An 18,035-nucleotide genomic window follows, 5' to 3' on the forward strand; every position below is an offset into this window, starting at 1 on the left:
GATGGGACCTCGGCGGGGAGCGTGTCCCCGAATTGACGCCCAGAGTCGACGCGCGCGCAAGCTTTGGACGTGGTAGGTGCCCGCTCGTGGATGTGACCTCGCTCGAACTCGTCCTGTTGTGTGTCGCGGCCCTGACGGCAGGTGTGGTGGATGCCATTGCAGGAGGAGGAGGGCTCGTCACGCTGCCCGCCTTGCTGGCGACCGGCCTGCCGCCGCACGTGGTGTTGGGCACCAACAAGGGCCAGTCCGTGTTCGGCGCGTTCGCGGCGCTGGTGCGCTTCTGGCGGGCGGGACTGCTGAACGGGAAGCTCGCGACCATCACCTTCCCGCTGGGGCTGGTGGGGTCGTTCATCGGCGCGGCGCTGGTGCTGCTGATGCGGCCCGAGGTCCTCAAGCCGGTGGTGCTCGTGCTGCTGGTCATCGTGGCTGCGTTCCTGGCGTTCCGCCGGGGGCCACCGCCGGGAGAGCGACCGGAGCCACCGTTGAAGCGCATGCTCGCGCTAGGCGCGGTCATCGCACTGCTCATCGGCACCTATGACGGCTTCTTCGGGCCGGGGACGGGGACGTTCCTCATCATCGCCTTCTCGGGGCTGTTGGGGCACGGACTGACGCGGGCCTCAGCGGACGCGAAGGTGGTGAACTTCGCGACGAACGTGGCGGCGGTGGCGCTCTTCGCCTACCGCGGCGTCGTGCTGTGGCACGTGGCGTTGCCCATGGCGGCGGCCCAGTTCACCGGGGCGTGGATTGGTGCGCACCTGGCCGTGCGCGGCGGCGACAAGCTGGTGCGCAAGGTGGTGCTGCTGGTGGTGGTGGCGCTCGTCCTCAAGCTGGGTCGCGACGTGCTCGTCGGGTGAGGGGCGGCGTGGCCCCTCGTCCCGTGCCGTCGCGTCCGCTCAGCCGATGAACACGAGCAGGCCGAGGCCGCGCTTCGCCACGGCCGCCGTGAACTTCTTCAGCTCCGCGAAGTAGGAGAAGAGCTCCTCCTCCGGGTCCAGGTCGGGCGGAGGCTCCTCCCAGAAGCCTGGGTAGATGTCCTCCTCCTGGAGCCGTGCCGGCTCATAGCGCTTGCGCAGCGTGCTCTCGGACAGGGCGTCGAGCGCCTTGGCGAGCTCCTTCACCTGCGCGGCGGTGAAGACGCGCGCGGTGCCCTCGTCCGAGGGGATGTCGCCCACGTCCTCGCCCCCGCGCACCAGGAAGTCCAGCGGCGCCTTGCCCTCCCAGGCCGTGCCGGTCAGCAGGTACTGCAGCCCGTGCCACGTCTCGCCGATGTCGAGGTCCAGGAAGCGCGCGCCCTCCGCGTCCCCGAAGTCCTCCTCGTCATCGATGAAGTCCTCGAGCCTGTCGGGGTGCTCGAGCAGCTTCTGGCGCTGGTTCTCCGTCAGGCTGCGCAGTGTGCAGAGCATCTCCATGGGGTCCTCACAGCACCACGTGCTCGCGGTGCTCGCCGAAGACGTCGCGCATGGCGTCGGAGATCTCGCCCAGCGTCGCGTAGGCCTTCACCGCATCGAGGATGAGCGGGATGAGGTTCTCGTCCGGGTTGGCCGCGGCCTTGCGCAGCGCGTCCACCGTGCGCCGGGCCGTGGCGTTGTCGCGCTCGGCGCGCAGCTTCTTCATGCGCTCGAGCTGCGTGCGCTCCACCGTCTCGTCCACGCGCAGCAGCCCCGAGGGCGGCGGCTCCTTCACCTGGAACTGGTTCACGCCCACCACGACGGAGCGCTTCTGCTCCACGTCGCGCTGGGCCTCGTAAGCCGCGTCTTGGATTTCGCCCTGCGGGTAGCCCTTGGCGATGGCCTCCACCATGCCGCCCATCTCGTCGATGCGGCGGATGTAGTCCTCGGCCTTGGCCTCCAGCTCGTCCGTGAGCCGCTCCACCACGAACGAGCCGCCCATGGGGTCGATGACGTCGGCCACGCCCGACTCATAGGCGATGACCTGCTGGGTGCGCAGGGCCAGGCGGGCGGACTCCTCGGAGGGCAGCGCGAGCGCCTCGTCCCGGCTGTTGGTGTGCAGCGACTGGGTGCCGCCCATCACCGCCGCGAGCGCCTGCAGGGCCACGCGCACCACGTTGTTGTCCACCTGCTGCGCGGTGAGCGTGCTGCCCGCCGTCTGCGAGTGGAAGCGCAGCATCATCGAGCGAGGATCCTTCGCCTTGAAGCGCTCCTTCATGATGCGCGCCCACAGCCGGCGCGCCGCGCGGAACTTGGCGATCTCCTCGAGGAAGTTGTTGTGGACGTTGAAGAAGAAGGAGAGCCGGCCGGCGAACTCATCCACCTCCAGCCCCGCCTTGAGCGCCGCGTCCACGTAGGCGATGCCGTCCGCGAGCGTGAAGGCGATCTCCTGGGCCGCGGTGCTGCCGGCCTCGCGGATGTGGTAGCCGCTGATGGAGATGGGGTTCCACTTGGGCACCCGCTTCGCGCAGAAGGCGAAGAGGTTGGTGATGAGGCGCAGCGAGGGCCCCGGCGGGTAGATGTACGTCCCGCGCGCCATGTACTCCTTGAGGATGTCGTTCTGGACGGTGCCGGAGAGCTGCTCGAGCGCCACGCCGTTCTTCTCACCCACCGCCGCGTACAGGCACAGGAGGATGGGGGCGGTGGCGTTGATGGTCATCGACGTGGACACCTGGTCCAGGGGAATCCCCTTGAGCAGCACCTCCATGTCCTGCAGCGAGGAGATGGAGACGCCCACCTTGCCGACCTCGCCGTGCGCGCGTGCGTGGTCCGCGTCGCGGCCCATCTGCGTGGGGAGGTCGAAGGCCACCGACAGTCCCGTCTGTCCAGACTGGAGCAGGTAGTGGTAGCGCTTGTTGGCGTCCTCGGCGGTGCCGAAGCCGGCGTACTGGCGCATCGTCCAGAAGCGACCCCGGTACATGGTGGGCTGCACGCCGCGGGTGAAGGGGTACTCGCCCGGGTAGCCCAGCTTCTCCCCGTACTCCCCCTCGACATCATCAGGGGTGTAGAGCGGCTCCATGGTGATGCCGCTGGAGGTACGGAACTCCGGGTAGCGCTCGCCGGCCTTGCCCTTGGCCTTCTCGTACGTCTTCTGCCGCCAACGGGCCTTGTCTGCCTTCGTGTCTGCCATAGGGTCCTCTCTCCCTCTCCCCTTCGGGAGAGCACACCCCCCTCTCCCTCTGGGAGAGGGGAGGGGGTGAGGGTCTACGTCCGGACTACTCGACGACCACGAGCTTCGCGTTGATCTCCACCGCGGTGCCTTCCTTGGCGGGCAGCTCCACCACCTTGCCGGCCTTGGGGCTCTTCAGCTCGTTCTCCATCTTCATCGCCTCGACAACCACCAGGCCCTGGCCTTCCTTCACCTCGTCACCCAGCTTCACCAGCACCTTCACCACCTTGCCGGGCATGGGGGCGGCGATGACCTGCTTGCCCTCCACCGAGAAGCCCGCCGAGCCCGCGCGCAGGCGCAGCCGGCGCTCGTCCGCCACGTCGATGCGGGTGACCTGCCCCCGCACCAGCACGTGCACCTCGTCGCCTTGCTCGTCGAACTCGACACCGTAGGAGTGGCCATCCACCAGCATGGACACCGCGCCGTGATCCAACGTCAGCGCGTCCACGAGGAAGGTCTTCCCGTTGTGCGTGAGCTTGAAGCGGTTCTCTCCCGCCGGCTCGATGTCCACCGGCACCGCTTCCTTGTGTCCCTGCAGCTTTGCGAAGTAACGCATGGGAATTCGTCTCGGTTGCACGGGGGAGGGCGCTAGACCCTCACCCCGGCCCTCTCCCAGAGGGAGAGGGAGTTGACGGTTTAGCGCCAGCGGCGGCCCGACAGCCGCCACGCGGAGATGCCACCCTTGCCGCCCCCGGACGATGTCTGGGTGAGGCTCTTCGCCCGCTTCTGATCCCTCTGGTACGCGTACACCACGCTCGCCAGCAGCGCGGCCTCGGTCAGCTGCGGATCCTCGTTCTTGCCCAGCAGCGTCTCGTGCTCGCGCGTCAGGAAGCTCGTGTCGTAGTCGCCCTCGACGAACTCCGGGTGCGAGAGGATTCCCTTCAGGTAGCGCACATTGGTGGTGATGCCCTTCACCACGTACTCGCCCAGTGCCCGCTTCGCCCGCTCGATGGCCTCGCGCCGCGTGGGAGCCCACACGGACAGCTTGGAGATCATCGGGTCATAGACGTTGGGCACCGTGTACCCGGGGAACACGCCCGAGTCGTCCCGGAGGTACGGGCCACCCGGCACGCGCAGGTAGTTGATGCGGCCCGGGCTCGGCATGAAGTTGCGCGCGGGGTCCTCCGCGTAGATGCGCACCTCGATGGAGTGCCCGTTCGGCCGGGGCGCCTCGGTGTACGGGAGCTTCTCGCCCTCGGCGACCTTGATCTGCCAGGCCACCAGGTCCAGCCCCGTCACCCACTCCGTCACCGGGTGCTCCACCTGGAGGCGGGTGTTCATCTCCAGGAAGTAGAAGTTGCGGTGCACGTCGACGAGGAACTCCACCGTGCCCGCACCCACGTAGCCCACGGCCTTGGCGGCCTTCACCGCCACCTCGCCCATCTTCGCGCGCAGCTCCGGCGACAGGATGGGGCTGGGCGTCTCCTCCACCACCTTCTGGTGGCGGCGCTGCGCCGAGCACTCGCGCTCGTTGAGGTGGATGGTGTTGCCGTACTGGTCGGCGAACACCTGGATCTCCACGTGGTGTGGCTTCTCGAGGTACTTCTCGATGTAGACCGCGTCGTTGCCGAACGCGTTCATCGCCTCGCTCTTGGCGGCGCGCCAGGAGGACTCGAAGTCCTCCATCCGCTCCACCTTGCGCATGCCCTTGCCACCACCGCCGCCAGCGGCCTTGAGCATCACCGGCACGCCGATCTTCTCAGCGTAGGCGCGGGCCTCCTCGACGGTGGCAATGGGCTCGGCGGTGCCGGGCACCACGGGGACGCCGGCCTTGATCATGTTCTGCCGGGCGCGCGTCTTCTCTCCCATGGCGTCCATGGCCGAGGCGGGCGGGCCAATGAAGGTGATGCCGGCCTTCTCGCACGCGCGCACGAAGGACGCGTTCTCCGAGAGGAATCCGTAGCCGGGGTGGATGGCGTCCGCGCCGGTCTGCTTGGCGGCCTCCAGAATCCGCTCCTGCACGAGGTAGCTCTCGCGCGAGGGCGGGGGACCCACCAGGACAGCCTGGTCGGCGGTGCGGACATGCAGGGCGGAGCGGTCCGCCTCGGAGTAGACCGCCACCGTGGAGATGCCGAGCTCCTTGCAGGTGCGCATCACCCGGACGGCGATCTCGCCGCGGTTGGCGACGAGGATTTTGCGGATCTTGGGCATGGGCCCCCTTTAGCACAGGGGAGCAGGTGCCCGGCGAGCACGTTGGCGGCCAGGACAACACCCTGTCCGCCAATACGCTCTACTACTCGGAGCCTGTAGCTGCTGACGACTACTTGCGGTGGCTGAGGTACTGCTCCATCAGCCGGCGGGCCTCGCTCAGCTTGGCCTCGACGAAGCGGTCATCCTCGTCCGGCTCGGGGGGCGCGGGGGGCTGCTCCGCCGGGTGCTGGCCCTTCTTGCCCTTGCCGGGCGCGGGGGCATGGGGCTCTTCGCCGCCGAAGTCCACGGCCGCGGCGAGCAGGTTGCGGGCGGTGGCTCCACCATCGAGCAGGCGGCCAAGCACGGGGGCCTCCAGGCCCAGCCAGCGCGCGGTCTGACGCACCACGTCGATGTACTCACCCTCGAGGGAGCGCGAGGGGCGGCCCGGCTCGCTCAGGGAGGCGCGGCCATAGCTACCCACCTTGTCGGTGTAGAGGCCCACGGCCTGGTCGCGGAAGTCGCGGGCCACGGCGCGCACGAGGGAGTCCAGGTGGTCCTCGGGGACGGCCTTGCCACCGGAGGGGGTGAGCTTCAGCTCGGCCACGCGCCAACCGGCGTCGGCCAGGGCGGTGGCGGACTCCACCCAGCGCACCTCCGGCATGGGGACATTGGCGGTCTCACACGCCCGGGAGAGCGTCTGGCGAAGGGCGGTGAGGTTTCCTTCGATGTCGGCGAGGAAGAGGACGAGGCGGGGTTGAGACAAAAGAGGGGCTCCTTAAATCTGGTGCGCTCCTTCAAGCACGAACGCCCCCCCCAAAATTTCCTGGGGGAGGCGTTCTGTCTTCTTTCGGCAGGAATGGCTTGCTCGCCTGCCTGCTTCCGGGACTACAGCGGGATGTTGCCGTGCTTGCGCGGCGGGTTCTCCTGGCGCTTGTTCTTGAGCATCTCCAGGGCGCGGATGATCTTGGCGCGCGTCTCCTCGGGGCGGATGACCTCGTCGATGTAGCCCAGCTCGGCCGCCTTGAAGGGGTTGGCGAACTTCTCGCGGTAGTCGTTCACCAGGCGGGTGCGCTCGGAGTTGGCGTCCGCGGCCTTCTGCAGCTCGTTGCGGAAGATGATGTTGACCGCGCCCTCGGGGCCCATGACGGCGATCTCCGCCGTGGGGTAGGCGTAGTTGATGTCCGCGCGGATGTGCTTGGACGCCATCACGTCGTAGGCACCGCCGTAGGCCTTACGGGTGATGAGGGTGATCTTGGGGACGGTGGCCTCGGCGAAGGCGTAGAGCAGCTTCGCGCCGTGGGTGATGATGCCCCCCCACTCCTGGTCGGTGCCGGGCAGGAAGCCGGGCACGTCCACCAGGGTGATGAGCGGGATGTTGAAGCAGTCGCAGAAGCGCACGAAGCGCGCGGCCTTCACGCTCGCGTCGATGTCGAGGCAGCCCGCCAGCACCGCGGGCTGGTTGGCCACGATGCCCACCGACTTGCCGTTCATGCGCGCGAAGCCGACGACCATGTTCTTCGCGAAGTGCTCCTGCACCTCGAAGAAGTGCTTGTTGTCGACGACGGCGCGGATGATCTCCTTGATGTCGTAGGGCTTGTTCGGGTTGCTGGGGACAACCGTCTTCAGGCTCTCTTCGGCGCGGAAGGGATCATCGTCGCAGGGCTGGACGGGCGGATCCTCCTGGTTGTTGGAGGGGATGAACGAGAGCAGCTCGCGCGTCATGAGGATGGCGCTCTGCTCGTTCTCCGCGGCGAAGTGGGCCACGCCGGACTTCTGGTTGTGCGTCAGCGCGCCGCCCAGGTCCTCCTTGGTCACCTCCTCGTGCGTCACCGTCTTGATGACGTCCGGGCCGGTGATGAACATGTAGGAGGTGTCCTTCACCATCATGATGAAGTCCGTGATGGCGGGCGAGTACACGGCGCCGCCGGCGCACGGGCCGAGGATGAGGGAGATCTGCGGGACCACGCCCGAGGCGAGGGTGTTGCGCAGGAAGATGTCGGCGTAGCCGGCGAGGCTCTCGACGCCCTCCTGGATGCGCGCGCCGCCCGAGTCATTCAGGCCGATGACGGGAGCGCCCACGCGCATGGCCATGTCCATGATCTTGCAGATCTTCTGGGCATAGGCGCCGGAGAGCGAGCCGCCGAAGACGGTGAAGTCCTGGGCGAAGACGAAGACCTGGCGGCCCTCGACGGTGCCGTAGCCGGTGACGACGCCGTCGCCGAGGATCTTCTTGTCACCCATGCCGAAGTCGTTGCTGCGGTGGGTGACGAACTTGTCGAGCTCTGTGAAGGAGCCGGGGTCGAGCAGCAGGTCGATGCGCTCGCGGGCGGTGAGCTTGCCGGCCTCGTGCTGCTTGGCGATGCGGTCAGCGCCACCGCCCAGCTCGGCCTGCTTCTCCATCTGCTGCAGCCGGGCGCGAAGGGGATCCTTTTCCGTGGTTCCGTCCATGGGTCGCGCATCTAGCACGATTGGGCCCGGGAGGGGGGACCCGGGGCGTGGGGAGGGCGAGAAGCCGGGAGGACGATGGATGAGCATCACTTCTAGACACCCGGACGCGCTGTGAATGGAGGAGTGTTCATTGCGTGACTCATCGCGTTATCGAAGGATGGGGGGCCCGAACGAATGAAGAGAGGGGGGCTCCGGGCTCGATCTTCCGCAACTTGTCCGACTGTCGGACAGGTTGGCGAAAAGTGAGGCCGGAAGTCAGCGGGGGCGCTTCTTGATGCGGAGGTTTTTGAAACAAGCGTCCTGACCCTCTTCCTTCGCGCGGTGTTCGCCCTGCGCGTCGGAGGGCTCGGAGGCAGGGCAATGTCGGGAAGAGACGGGCGCCTGCGGACCTGCCTCCTTTGGTATGCTCCTCATGCCCTGCGGGACAGTTCAGGAGGGAGGATGCATGAGCCCGAAGCTCTTCAAGCCACTGTCATCGGAATGGCTCACGAAGGCCTATCCCGAACTGAAGGATGACTACCCCCAATGCATGAAAGACCCTCCCCCGAAAGAGGGCGAGGAGCAGCACATTGATGGCAGCCAGCCTGCTCGCGCCATCCTCATCAAAGATTCGGAGTACCGGTTTCGAGGAACCCGCTACCTCCACAAGAAGAGGGGCCGAGACGTCTATAACAACCATGGGCGCTCACGTTTGAGTCAGGTTCCCAAGGGGGTCGCCCCTCGGACCCGCAACTCTCGCTGGGAGAAAGCGGCCCAGAGCAAGGACGACTGGGATACGTACGCCAGCTTTCCCGAGAAGGGGGGCGGATTGCCGGGCCCCAGGAGTCACTACTGCTACAAGCTGCGGATGGAGATCGTCAAAGAGGTCAGCGCGACCCTGGTGTGGATCCAGAAGATCTCCCCGTTGGCGGATTCGAGAGGGCGACCCTACGAGTTCGAGGCGCACCACATCCTTCCGTACGAGGCCTTCCATTACGAGACGAACGGGAAGCCCGTCATTGATGCCAAGGCTCGTGCCTTCCTCAACCTGACGCCCTACGACATCAACAACGGGCACAACATCGCCATGCTGCCCGCCAAGAACCAGCATGTCCCGGTGCATGCGATGGTCCAGCACCCGTCGGACCACCCGCCCTGGACGCTCCTGGTGTTGGAGGAGATCAAGGAGATCGCGGCGAATATTAAGGAGCGCATCGCCCAGAAGAAGAAGCCCCACCAGGTTCTGGACGCCATCGTCGACGAACTGCATGAGGTCGAGGAGAAGATGTGGGACGAACTCTGCTCGCTGGGGATTCAGGCGGTCACCATGGGTCTCGAGGAGATGGCCAACTCCTCTTTGGGTCGCCGCTCGACGGACCTGCTCATGGGTGAGTCCGAATCCGGAAAGCTCTACCCTTTCAAAGCCCTCTCTGCGCGTAGGAGCACATGAGCTACTGGATCATCTCGAAGAAGATGAATGGTGGAGCCATCCTGGACATGCTTCCGGACGGAAGTCCGGAGGAGTTCCTCTTCAAGACGGGTAACAGCCTGGCGGCGGAGTTCCCTCGAGGGGGCGCCATGCAGTTCTCATCGCTCTTTCCCCAGTTCATCAAGGTGTTCGACTTCGTCACGGCCGCACTGCCGGTGCTGGTGGTGTCTTCCCGGGTGAAGAAGGTGCTGGAGGAATTGAGAGCGGACAACTGCGAGTTCCTGCCCGTTGTGTTGAAGGACCACAAGGGCAACGTGGCTTCCTCCGATCACTTCGTGCTCCATGTCTTGGGCAAACAGGACGCCATCGATATGGAGCGCTCCCAATACCGAATGGGAGCCCTGGATGAAGACACGATCAAGACGGTGAAGAAACTGGTGCTCGCCGCCGAGCGCATCGACCCGAAGGCGCTGCTCTTCCGGCCATCGCACCTGACCCATCGATTCATGCTGCACCAGCGGTTGCTGGACGGCTTCAAAGCGGCGGGACTTACCGGTCTGCATGTCTACCCAGCCGAAGGCTGGAATGGCTCGGACCTCACTTGAGAAGCGGGAATCCATCGTGAGTTCCCGTATCATTGCCCTGGGGATGAGCTCGCCGTTGGGCGGTGTCGTCCAGGCATGTGCGGCCCATCGGGCCGGTATCTCCCGCGTGGCGCCCTCGCGCGAGGTGGTCTGCCGTGCCCGAGGAGAGGCCGAGCCTCAACCCCTCCCCGTGCTCGAAGTGCCCGGGGTGAGCTTTGGCTTCAGGGGCGTGGGGCGGTTGGTGGCGTTGCTCTGCGATGCCTTCCAGGATCTGTCCTCTACTGCCGCCCTGCCGTGGCTAGCGTCCGAGCTGCCCGTCTTCCTCGCTCTCCCGGATCCAATGGCGCGAGGCATCCCCGTGGAACCTGAGCTCTGGCAGGACGTTCCGGGAAAGCGCTCGGCGCTTGGACAGCGGGTGCTGGAGCAGGTCTTCGAAAACCTTGGACTGAGGAAGGGGCGTCAGTCCTGGCACTTCTTTGGCGGAGGTCATGCCGCCTTCGGCCATGCACTGGAGGCGGCCCACCGAGGACTGAGACAGCGCGACTTCCCCGCCTGCTTCGTGGCCGCGGCCGACAGCCTGGTGATCCCCGAGGTGCTGGAGGCCATGCTGGCGGAAGGCTGGCTCAAGACGGCGGACAATCCCGTGGGGTTTGTTCCGGGAGAGGCGGCCGTGGTCGCCTGTCTCGGCGCTCCTCGCGGGGGCGATGGCCAGGTCCCGTTGGCCCTCATCCGCGGCCTGCGGTTGGGATACGAGCCACGCGGCGAGGAGCCGGATTCGACTCCGATCGGTCAGGTCCTGGCGCGGTGCCTGCTTGAAGCGCTCGAGGAGGCGGAAGTTCCCACGGACAGGCTGCTCCTCGTCAGCGACCACGACGGTGAGCAACGTCGTGCCATGGAACTGGGAGGACTGCAGCTCCAGTTGCGGGGCCGGGGCATCGGCGGTGGTGGGCTGAGCGTCTGGCACCCCGCCATGGGATTCGGGAACACGGGCGCGGCCTCCGGTGCGGTCGGGCTGTGTGTCGCCGTCCGTGGCATCCAGCGTCACCAGGCGCCTGCTTCGTCGACCCTTGCTGTCCTCTCGGCGGCGGATGGACCCGAGCGTGCCGCACTCATCGTCTCTGCCCCATCAGCCCCTCCTTTCTGAAGACCCACCTGGTGCCCGTCCATGAGCGAGCTTGCGACCCTCGTTGAAGACTCCCTGGAAACACTTCCCGGGCTGCTCGAGCGGTTCAATTCAGCTGCGGACCGCGACACGTCCGTCCGAAGGGTGGAGAGCGTCTGCCAGCATTTCCAGGTGCTGGCGGCGGGCGCGCTGCTGCTTGAGGGTAGCACGCGCTACTTCCTCCAGAATCTGGTCCAGTCCGCGGAGAACTGGCGCCGGCTGCTGTCGTATCTGGGGCGGCGTGGCTGGACTCCGCCCCCCGCCACTCGGAACGTGCCGCTGTTGAACGCGCTGGCCGCGGAGCAGTGGGCGTTGGCTGCGGAGCTGGCCGTGCATTCCGCCCGGCAGTGGCAGAGGGGCGAGGAGTACGAGGACGATTTTGCCTGGGCCTCGGTGTTGCAGGCGCTGGTCCTCCCAGGGGACTCTGCAGGCACGTTGCTGTCGGAGCGGCTGGAGAAGCTGGAGGCAGTGGGCGCGGAGACCCAGTCCCACAAAATCGCGCTGGCTCGAGCCCTGGTCGAAAAGGACGGCCGCAGCTTCCACCTGGCCTTCGACGCGGCCCACGCCGCATACGAAGAGCTCACTGAGCACCAGGCGCGAGCGCGCACCCTGCCTCGACTGAGCTTCCTGCCCCACCGTGCTCTGTGGATGGAAGGACTGGCGCTGTTGCGACTCGCGGAGCGGGCGGGACTACCTCCTCCGAATACCTATCTGCGCTATTGCCCTCGGTTGGCGCTCGGGAAGGCTGCCGTGGTGCTTCACCCCTCATGGCTGGTGCCGCTGGCGTAGGCCGGTTCCAACGGCAGCCGGGTGTGGCTGGTGGCACGCAGGGTGGCTTGGTAGGGCGGCGGTTCGCGAGTCCAGAGAGGAATTCTGGGATGAACGCCGCTAGAATTCCTCTTCGCAGACGAGGCATTTGCACTTCTCTTCCTTGTCGGCCATGGCGACGACAGGCCCCTGCATGACGGGGAACGGAGGCGTGTTCTTGTCGTTATGGAGCATCAGGTCGAAAGCGCGCGCCACGTTCTTGCCCTCGAACTTCACGTCGAAGGAAAAGTTGACGAACTCGGCCTTGCCTTTCGTCTTGCTGGAGGCCACGCCGCCGCCGGCGGTGCCTGCTTCGTCACCGGTGCTCGTCTTGAAATTGGAGTCCTTCACACACACCGGGTTGCCGCCCACGGACACCTTCTTCGTGCCCTTGTCTGTATCCGAGGACTGGGCCACGTTGGGATAGGGAATGGGGACGGGTCCCCCTGGGCTGGGGGTCTTGCACACGTCTGGGAAGGCCGTGGTGATACCTCCACTCTCCTTGGTCACCACGGACATCTTGTTGACACCGGTGTTGACGGGCATGGCTACACCTCCAAGAAGAGGGATGTTAGCGCGCCAGGCCACGCGGTGCGAGCGCCCGCCGGAGCACACGGCCCCGCCGAACGACCCCAGGCCCACACCGTGCCGTCGCTATCGAGCGTGAGGACGTGACGCATGCCCAAGGCCAGCGCGGTCACGCCCGTCAAGCCAGGCCGCCTGACAGTCACCTTGATGCTCGCCGTCCGGCCCTGGGTCAATGGGCTCTGGTCCTGGGTATAGATCTGCACCCGCTCCACCCACTCGCCGTCCCAGATGAGGACCGGAATTCACGGGAGGAGCGATTCGAAATTCAGCAAGCGCTACCCAGAGCGTGAATCCGGACGCTGGAGCGGCGTGAACTCGAGCCTGAAGGCCCAGGCAGGAAAGACCGTTGCCGCGAGGCCCGAGCCAACTCCATACAAGAGTTCATCCAGCGGAACCCCGAGGAACCGGCCTCGCAGCAGGATGCTCGGTCGCCACGTGCGTTCGAAGACACCGGGCACGAGCAGCTCGAAGAGCAGGCACAGTCCGAGGTAGATGATGCCCGAGAGCCCCGCTCCCCACAGGCTCGGGAGCACCAGGTCCGGACGCACCACCAGGGCTCCCACGGCACATGACACCATCGCCGCCACGGCCGCGTAGAGGATGGGCACGCCCACGGCGTTCAACAGCCCGGCCACCGCCAGCATGAGCATGATGGCCCCGATGGCCCGCCACCCGTGCTTCGACGTCCCGCCCCTGGGCACCACCGTCCGGCGGAACGCCACCGCATAGGCGGTCGAGGAGAAGGCACCAAGCTGAGCCATCCCCTCATTTTAGATGAGACCGAAAGCTTCGCGGAAAACGAGCTGCTCACGGACGAGTTGGGCGAAGCGCTCCATGAGCGGACGCAACTCGGCTTCTCGCATCATGGGCAGGGCCTTGTAGTACATACATCCCTGACGGAAGAGGGAGTAGGTGCGCTTCTTGGAGGTGTTGGCCTTGAGGTAGCGCTCCATGCCGAGACTCTCGCCCGCGGCCCCCAGCAGCGTCAGCAGCGCGCACGCCAGGGCACTGACCAGCAGCAACCTGTCTCGCCTGTCCGTCTCGGCGATGCGCACCGAAGACAGGCCCATACCGAAGCGCAAGTCCTTCACATCCCTGAAACCCTCTTCGATGGTGAAACGGCGGCGGTAGAGCGCGACGACCTCGGCACCGGAGGCATCCACCAGGTTGGTGGCCAGACACCAGGCATCCTTCATGCCCTTCTTCTTCAGGCACACCACGGCAGCCACTTCTGTCTCGTCCGCCGTGACTCGCGCTCCTTTGAGCGTGCGCAGGTGGCCCGACTTCGGCACCCACTCCCCCGCGGGTTTGCGCTCCCCGTCTGTGTTCGTCACCGTGATGGATTTGCGGAAGCGCACCACGTACGAGAAGCCCAACTGCGCCAGCAGCGCATACAGTGCCTGGTCAGCGAAGCCCCGGTCGGCAAGTACCGTCACCTTCACCTCGCCCGGAATCAGTTCGCGCAGGCGTAGCAGGACGGTGTCCTCCACGTCGTTGCGCTGGCCCTTGAGGGTGGACTTGTGCACTGTCAGCCACACCAGGGGCGTAGGGCGGCCGTGCTTCGTCAGCAGCGAAGCCACCAGGGTGGTGTGGTCATCATCGTCGAAGTCCGTCCAGTCCAAGGCGATGACGGCCTCGGTGCGCTGGGCCAGCATGTACGGCACCCACAGACTGAACAGGTGCCACACGTTCAAGCCCGCATTGGACAGCAACCTGTCTACCTGCTTCACCCCGTGCTTGCCCTTGGTGCCTCGCGCCACCGCCACGGCCTGCCCGATGGCGTACACCGACAAACTCGCGGCGTGGATGACCCCCAGCGTCGCCAGCGACAGTGACAGCACCCGCTTGGCGTGGACGTCCTCGGCGAAGAGGCTGGAGAGGAATTCATGGACCTGCTGCTCGTTGATAGCTGAAGTACCCACTTCTCCGGTAACGTCCATGACCCTACTGCTCGAACTAAACAGCCTACCGACCCCCTCCTCGCCAGCTTGCTAAATGAGGGGATGCCTCAGATGTCCGCCTGGATCACGACGATGCGACGTTTGCGGAGTAGCTCACGCAGCAAGCCGAGGACTGGACGAGGAGGCGCTTTGCCGCGTGTAATGCCGATGTGATTTGCCAATGGCTCGACGTACATCTCGGCGAGTGGGATGTCCGGCAATTGCTCGTGATGCGATACGTTGCCAAACACATGGCGAGCGCCCCACCCAGCGATGTCCTGTACGAGCAATTGCCGGATCGCGTCGGCTCGCTGCGATTGCAGGCCCTCCATGTAGCGGCGCACCTCCTCGCCGTCGTGACTCGCGAGCGCGGTGCCGTAAGCGAGCCGGAAGAACTGCTCGAAGCTGCGCCTCCGGTCTGGCGCGAGCAGCGGTGGAGCCCATGCCGGGTCGGTGAGGGTCTTCCAGAGGGCTTCGTACCAGGAGGTGCGAAGCGGGTCTCCAACCAGGCGGCGTAGGTAGCGCTCCTGTTTGGTCACGTTGGGATGGTCGGCGGCGCTGGCGGTGGTCCAGTGCGTGCTCAGCAGTGACGCAAACTCGTCCTGGATGGTATTGAGGTCGATATCCGGATCGGAGAAGCCGTATGCGCGGCACCGACCCCAAGCCTCCGCGAAGGCACTTACGATGAAGAGCACCTGTCGCCGCGCCGCGAGGGGGACGTCATCCTTTTGTGACACCTGCTCGGCGGAGAGAAGGAGCCCGACCGCGGCCTCCGCGTTACCCGAGCTGGCTCGCAGGTTTCGTCGCTCCGACATCCATCCGCGAACCGCGCTGTATCCTCCCTTGAGCGCACCGCCGAGAGACAACACATCGCCAAAAAGCGCCGAAACGAGCTTTGCCGGCGGAGAATCGAGCACGTCGATAATGGATGGAGTGTTGTTCTTGGACTCGGCCATCCACCCTTATTATCGGAACCGTAGGTTCATGTCGTCGGTTTGATAGAGAGCGTGTTGCTGGTGGCGCACCTGCAACTACCCACGTGACCTCCGAAGCCGGCCCCGGCACAAAGGCCACTGTCGCCGCAGCGGGCGTCAAGGCAAGTGCAGCGCTGGAGAGGCTCCAGAGCACCACAGGGCAGACAGGTGGCCGGGTCGATCGTGGAATCCATGGCCCTCACCCTTGACGTCCTCTCCGGGCCGATGCCATTTCCACGCACCGTCACACGCCCGTCTACTCGAACGCCCTCCGCGCCTGTACGAGGGGCTGCCCAGGCATCACCCCTGTTACGCTGAGACAACATGCCGCCTCCCCCCACATTCGAGACCGTCACACTGTCCGGCGACCTTCGCTTGGTGCCCGTCGTCGAGTTCGAGCCGGGACCCTATGGCCGCCTGGACGACCCTCGCCCCGAGGGCCCGGACGAGGACGTTCCCATGGAATGCTACTGGGAACACAACCTCGCGAAGGCCGGCATCCGGCTGGAGCCTTTGCTCCCGGGAACCTGGCTCGTCCCGGTCTCACGGCTCACGGACCCTCACGCCCTGCGCCAGTTGCTCCGGGTCCAGCTGGAGTCGAAGGACCCAGCGAAGATGGTGGATCCCTTCGAGCATGTCTCCCCGATGGCGGGAGGCCAGGTCCTGTTCGAAGGCGAGCACGTCGTGCTCACCCCCAGGTGCTGCGGCGACCTGAGGAACCTGGACAGATGGGAAGCCGCCGCACGCGGTCGGTTCGACGGATTCTGGATCGGCCACCCCCAGGTGTTCGCCTCCACGGAGGAGCAGTGGCTGCTCCTCCGTGAAGAAGAGCCGGACAGGAACGGGGTGTTTCGTGCCTGGCGCCTCTCCCCCCTGATGCTTGCGAGAGCGGCCCTCGCGGCCCGGAAGGCGCAGGAGGACTTCGCCCGCAGGCTGGTGCCCCTCCTGTCGGAGTGGTTCCCGCCCGAAGTGGCTCATCCGCTCGCGTCCGTGTTCTCGGGACTCGGCGAGCCTGAATGAGCCCTGCGTTTACGGATGCTCCACGTCCGGCAACGCTGCGAGCAGCTCGCGGGGATCGATGCTCGCTGAGGGGGGTCAAAGAACTGGAGCAGCGCGACCTGGCACGACACGCGGCGGAGTTCGCGCAGCCCTTTCAACGCCTGTCGCGTGGACGCATGCCCCAACGACCTCGGGGGCACCGCCTCTCGCGCTTGATGCCGACAGTGTAGGGGGCTGTACCTCATCGCGGCTCTTTGCCCTCGCCTATGGTATGGGCTCTCCCCGAATCACGGAAGGGAGCATCCCATGGCACGTCTGTCTTTGTCTCAAATGGGTTGGGGTCTGCTGTTGCTGGCGTCGCTACTGGCGGTCCCTGGAGAATCGCCCGCGCAGACCTTCTGCACGCAATGTCTGACCATCCGCCTGGGGCGTCCGCTGGTGACGCGGGGCCCGGCGGCGGATGAGCTGGACAGCCCGTACAACGAAATCCAGCTCGCCAATGGCCAGCGGCGGGGCTTCAGCTCGAACGCGTCGTCGTACGCGGTTGACGGCTCGGACCCATGGTCCACGGGCGGAGCGCGGCGGCGCGTGCTGGCCCCGGGTGCCGCAGGCACCTACAACGATTGCGGCCAGTGGATGAACGACACGGAGCAGGTGTCCGGCGGCGTCCACGGCTTCATCCACGCGGAGCGCTCCTGCAACTATGGCGCGGGGCAGACGCACAAGTCCATGGCCTACGGATGGTCCACGGACGAGGGGCTCTCGTGGTCGGTGCGCGGGCAGATCATCACTGGCACGGACGCGCCCACTCCGGGCGTAGTTACGGGTGAGGGTGACTGCACCGTCATCGACGGGAAGGACGGCTACCTCTACGCCTATTGCCTGCGCGCCCGCGACTGGCGGACCATCGTGGCGCGCGCGCCTGCATCCAACCCGGGGCCGGGCAACTGGATGAAATACTTCAATGGTGCGTGGAGCCAACCGGGGCTCGGCGGAGACGCCACGGCGCTCGGCTTCCTGGGCACGTCAGCGGGACGCTGGACGGCCAACGGGGACGTCCTCCTGCTGACGCCGGACCGCTGGTTCGGCGGGCTCCGGCTGTCCTTTTCCAGCAACAAAGTGAACTTCACTTCGGTGGGGGACCCGCTCATCCCGCTGGAGGACGACAACTGGAGCCGGCCCGCGCCCACGGAACTCGTCACGTACCCGAGCGTGATGAACTACGGCGACGTAAGCAATCAGGTCGGCAGTGGCTTCCTGCTCACGTATGTCTATATCCAGCCCGGGGAGGGCTTCGACAAGCGCTACCTCGTGTTCCGCGACGTGTGGATGGGCGTGGCCGCGTCGCCGCAGACGCCGCAGGTGGGGCTCGCGTTGTCGCGCTGGTTCAGCGCCACCGCGAAGGACCGCTGGACCACGACCGCGCCCGTAGTGGGCAACTACAACACCTACGCGTACGACAAGTTGCTGGGCTACGTGATGACGAAGCCCCACCCCACGTTGCCCAGCAACAAACTGGAGGACTGTGTGAGCACGTGGCCCGGCCACCCGGACCACCTGCTCACCAATGACGGCATGTGCGCGTCCGCCGGGTACACGCGGCTGCGAACGGCAGGGTGGCTGTACCGCGACGCTCAGCCGAACACCCTGCCCGTATACCGTTGCTACAGCCCCACGCTGCAGTCGCACTTCGCCTCAAACCGTGCGGACTGCGAGGGCCTGGGCACAATGGAATGGCTGCTGGGTTACGCGCTGGCGAGCTGAGCCGTCCTCTCGGATGCCAGGAAGCAGGTCCAGGCCGCCAAGGGAGTGTCCATCGGGTGGCACGTCTCCGACAAGGGCAGTGCCGAGCTGGTGCGTTCGAGCTTCAAGGAAAAC

18 protein-coding genes are annotated in these 18,035 nt (G+C 66.1%); 7 read left to right on the forward strand and 11 right to left on the reverse strand.

Features of this window, described 5'->3' with window-relative positions:
• Window positions 1–86 precede the first annotated feature (86 nt).
• The gene (locus F0U60_RS09440; RefSeq protein WP_395816883.1) at window positions 87–854 is read left to right on the forward strand and encodes a TSUP family transporter; all 768 of its coding nucleotides are present in this window, start codon (window positions 87–89) and stop codon (window positions 852–854) included.
• A 39-nt stretch (window positions 855–893) separates the two neighbouring features.
• Here the strand turns inward: F0U60_RS09440 and F0U60_RS09445 are convergent, their stop codons facing one another.
• From F0U60_RS09445 to F0U60_RS09470, 6 genes are all read right to left on the reverse strand, one after another.
• Window positions 894–1,409: a YfbM family protein gene (locus F0U60_RS09445; RefSeq protein WP_395816886.1), complete on the reverse strand. Its 516-nt coding sequence runs from the start codon at window positions 1,407–1,409 to the stop codon at window positions 894–896.
• A gap of 7 nt (window positions 1,410–1,416) precedes the next feature.
• Window positions 1,417–3,078, reverse strand: coding sequence for a methylmalonyl-CoA mutase (locus F0U60_RS09450; protein ID WP_395816888.1), 1,662 nt, complete (start codon window positions 3,076–3,078; stop codon window positions 1,417–1,419).
• 85 nt (window positions 3,079–3,163) lie between these two features.
• Window positions 3,164–3,673 (reverse strand): biotin/lipoyl-containing protein, encoded by a 510-nt coding sequence (locus tag F0U60_RS09455; protein ID WP_395816891.1) that lies wholly within the window; start codon window positions 3,671–3,673, stop codon window positions 3,164–3,166.
• An 80-nt stretch (window positions 3,674–3,753) separates the two neighbouring features.
• The gene (gene accC / locus F0U60_RS09460) at window positions 3,754–5,268 is read right to left on the reverse strand and encodes an acetyl-CoA carboxylase biotin carboxylase subunit (protein ID WP_395816894.1); all 1,515 of its coding nucleotides are present in this window, start codon (window positions 5,266–5,268) and stop codon (window positions 3,754–3,756) included.
• Window positions 5,269–5,377: 109 nt separating this feature from the next.
• Window positions 5,378–6,010 carry a hypothetical protein gene (locus F0U60_RS09465; RefSeq protein WP_395816898.1) on the reverse strand — a complete coding sequence of 211 codons (633 nt, stop codon included), beginning with the start codon at window positions 6,008–6,010 and terminating at the stop codon, window positions 5,378–5,380.
• Window positions 6,011–6,132: 122 nt separating this feature from the next.
• Entirely contained in the window at window positions 6,133–7,695 is a 1,563-nt protein-coding gene (locus F0U60_RS09470; RefSeq protein ID WP_395816900.1) for an acyl-CoA carboxylase subunit beta, read from the reverse strand.
• Window positions 7,696–8,140: 445 nt separating this feature from the next.
• Between F0U60_RS09470 and F0U60_RS09475 the strand changes: the two genes are divergently transcribed.
• The 4 genes from F0U60_RS09475 to F0U60_RS09490 are packed head-to-tail and all read left to right on the forward strand — an operon-like array spanning window position 8,141 to window position 11,638.
• Window positions 8,141–9,124 carry an AHH domain-containing protein gene (locus F0U60_RS09475; protein WP_395816903.1) on the forward strand — a complete coding sequence of 328 codons (984 nt, stop codon included), beginning with the start codon at window positions 8,141–8,143 and terminating at the stop codon, window positions 9,122–9,124.
• Window positions 9,121–9,708, forward strand: coding sequence for an imm11 family protein (locus F0U60_RS09480; protein WP_395816906.1), 588 nt, complete (start codon window positions 9,121–9,123; stop codon window positions 9,706–9,708). The genes F0U60_RS09475 and F0U60_RS09480 overlap by 4 nt, the downstream gene beginning before the upstream one ends.
• Window positions 9,709–9,724: 16 nt before the next feature.
• A complete protein-coding gene (locus F0U60_RS09485) occupies window positions 9,725–10,831 on the forward strand; it encodes a hypothetical protein (RefSeq protein ID WP_395816908.1) in 1,107 nt (368 codons plus the stop codon).
• A 21-nt stretch (window positions 10,832–10,852) separates the two neighbouring features.
• The gene (locus tag F0U60_RS09490; RefSeq protein ID WP_395816910.1) at window positions 10,853–11,638 is read left to right on the forward strand and encodes a hypothetical protein; all 786 of its coding nucleotides are present in this window, start codon (window positions 10,853–10,855) and stop codon (window positions 11,636–11,638) included.
• Window positions 11,639–11,737: 99 nt separating this feature from the next.
• Here the strand turns inward: F0U60_RS09490 and F0U60_RS09495 are convergent, their stop codons facing one another.
• The 5 genes from F0U60_RS09495 to F0U60_RS09515 form a co-directional block, all read right to left on the reverse strand.
• Window positions 11,738–12,202: a DUF4150 domain-containing protein gene (locus F0U60_RS09495; RefSeq protein WP_395816913.1), complete on the reverse strand. Its 465-nt coding sequence runs from the start codon at window positions 12,200–12,202 to the stop codon at window positions 11,738–11,740.
• Between the two features lie 2 nt (window positions 12,203–12,204).
• Window positions 12,205–12,447 carry a hypothetical protein gene (locus F0U60_RS09500; protein WP_395816915.1) on the reverse strand — a complete coding sequence of 81 codons (243 nt, stop codon included), beginning with the start codon at window positions 12,445–12,447 and terminating at the stop codon, window positions 12,205–12,207.
• A 72-nt stretch (window positions 12,448–12,519) separates the two neighbouring features.
• Entirely contained in the window at window positions 12,520–13,005 is a 486-nt protein-coding gene (locus F0U60_RS09505; protein WP_395816918.1) for a lycopene cyclase domain-containing protein, read from the reverse strand.
• 9 nt (window positions 13,006–13,014) lie between these two features.
• Window positions 13,015–14,166 carry an IS4 family transposase gene (locus tag F0U60_RS09510; RefSeq protein ID WP_395825148.1) on the reverse strand — a complete coding sequence of 384 codons (1,152 nt, stop codon included), beginning with the start codon at window positions 14,164–14,166 and terminating at the stop codon, window positions 13,015–13,017.
• A gap of 86 nt (window positions 14,167–14,252) precedes the next feature.
• Window positions 14,253–15,140, reverse strand: coding sequence for a hypothetical protein (locus tag F0U60_RS09515; RefSeq protein ID WP_395816920.1), 888 nt, complete (start codon window positions 15,138–15,140; stop codon window positions 14,253–14,255).
• Between the two features lie 342 nt (window positions 15,141–15,482).
• Between F0U60_RS09515 and F0U60_RS09520 the strand changes: the two genes are divergently transcribed.
• A complete protein-coding gene (locus F0U60_RS09520; RefSeq protein ID WP_395816923.1) occupies window positions 15,483–16,178 on the forward strand; it encodes a hypothetical protein in 696 nt (231 codons plus the stop codon).
• A 285-nt stretch (window positions 16,179–16,463) separates the two neighbouring features.
• Window positions 16,464–17,921 carry a hypothetical protein gene (locus F0U60_RS09525; protein WP_395816926.1) on the forward strand — a complete coding sequence of 486 codons (1,458 nt, stop codon included), beginning with the start codon at window positions 16,464–16,466 and terminating at the stop codon, window positions 17,919–17,921.
• Window positions 17,922–18,035 lie beyond the last annotated feature (114 nt).

It is taken from the genome of Archangium minus, assembly GCF_044360475.1.
Lineage (GTDB): Bacteria > Myxococcota > Myxococcia > Myxococcales > Myxococcaceae > Archangium > Archangium minus.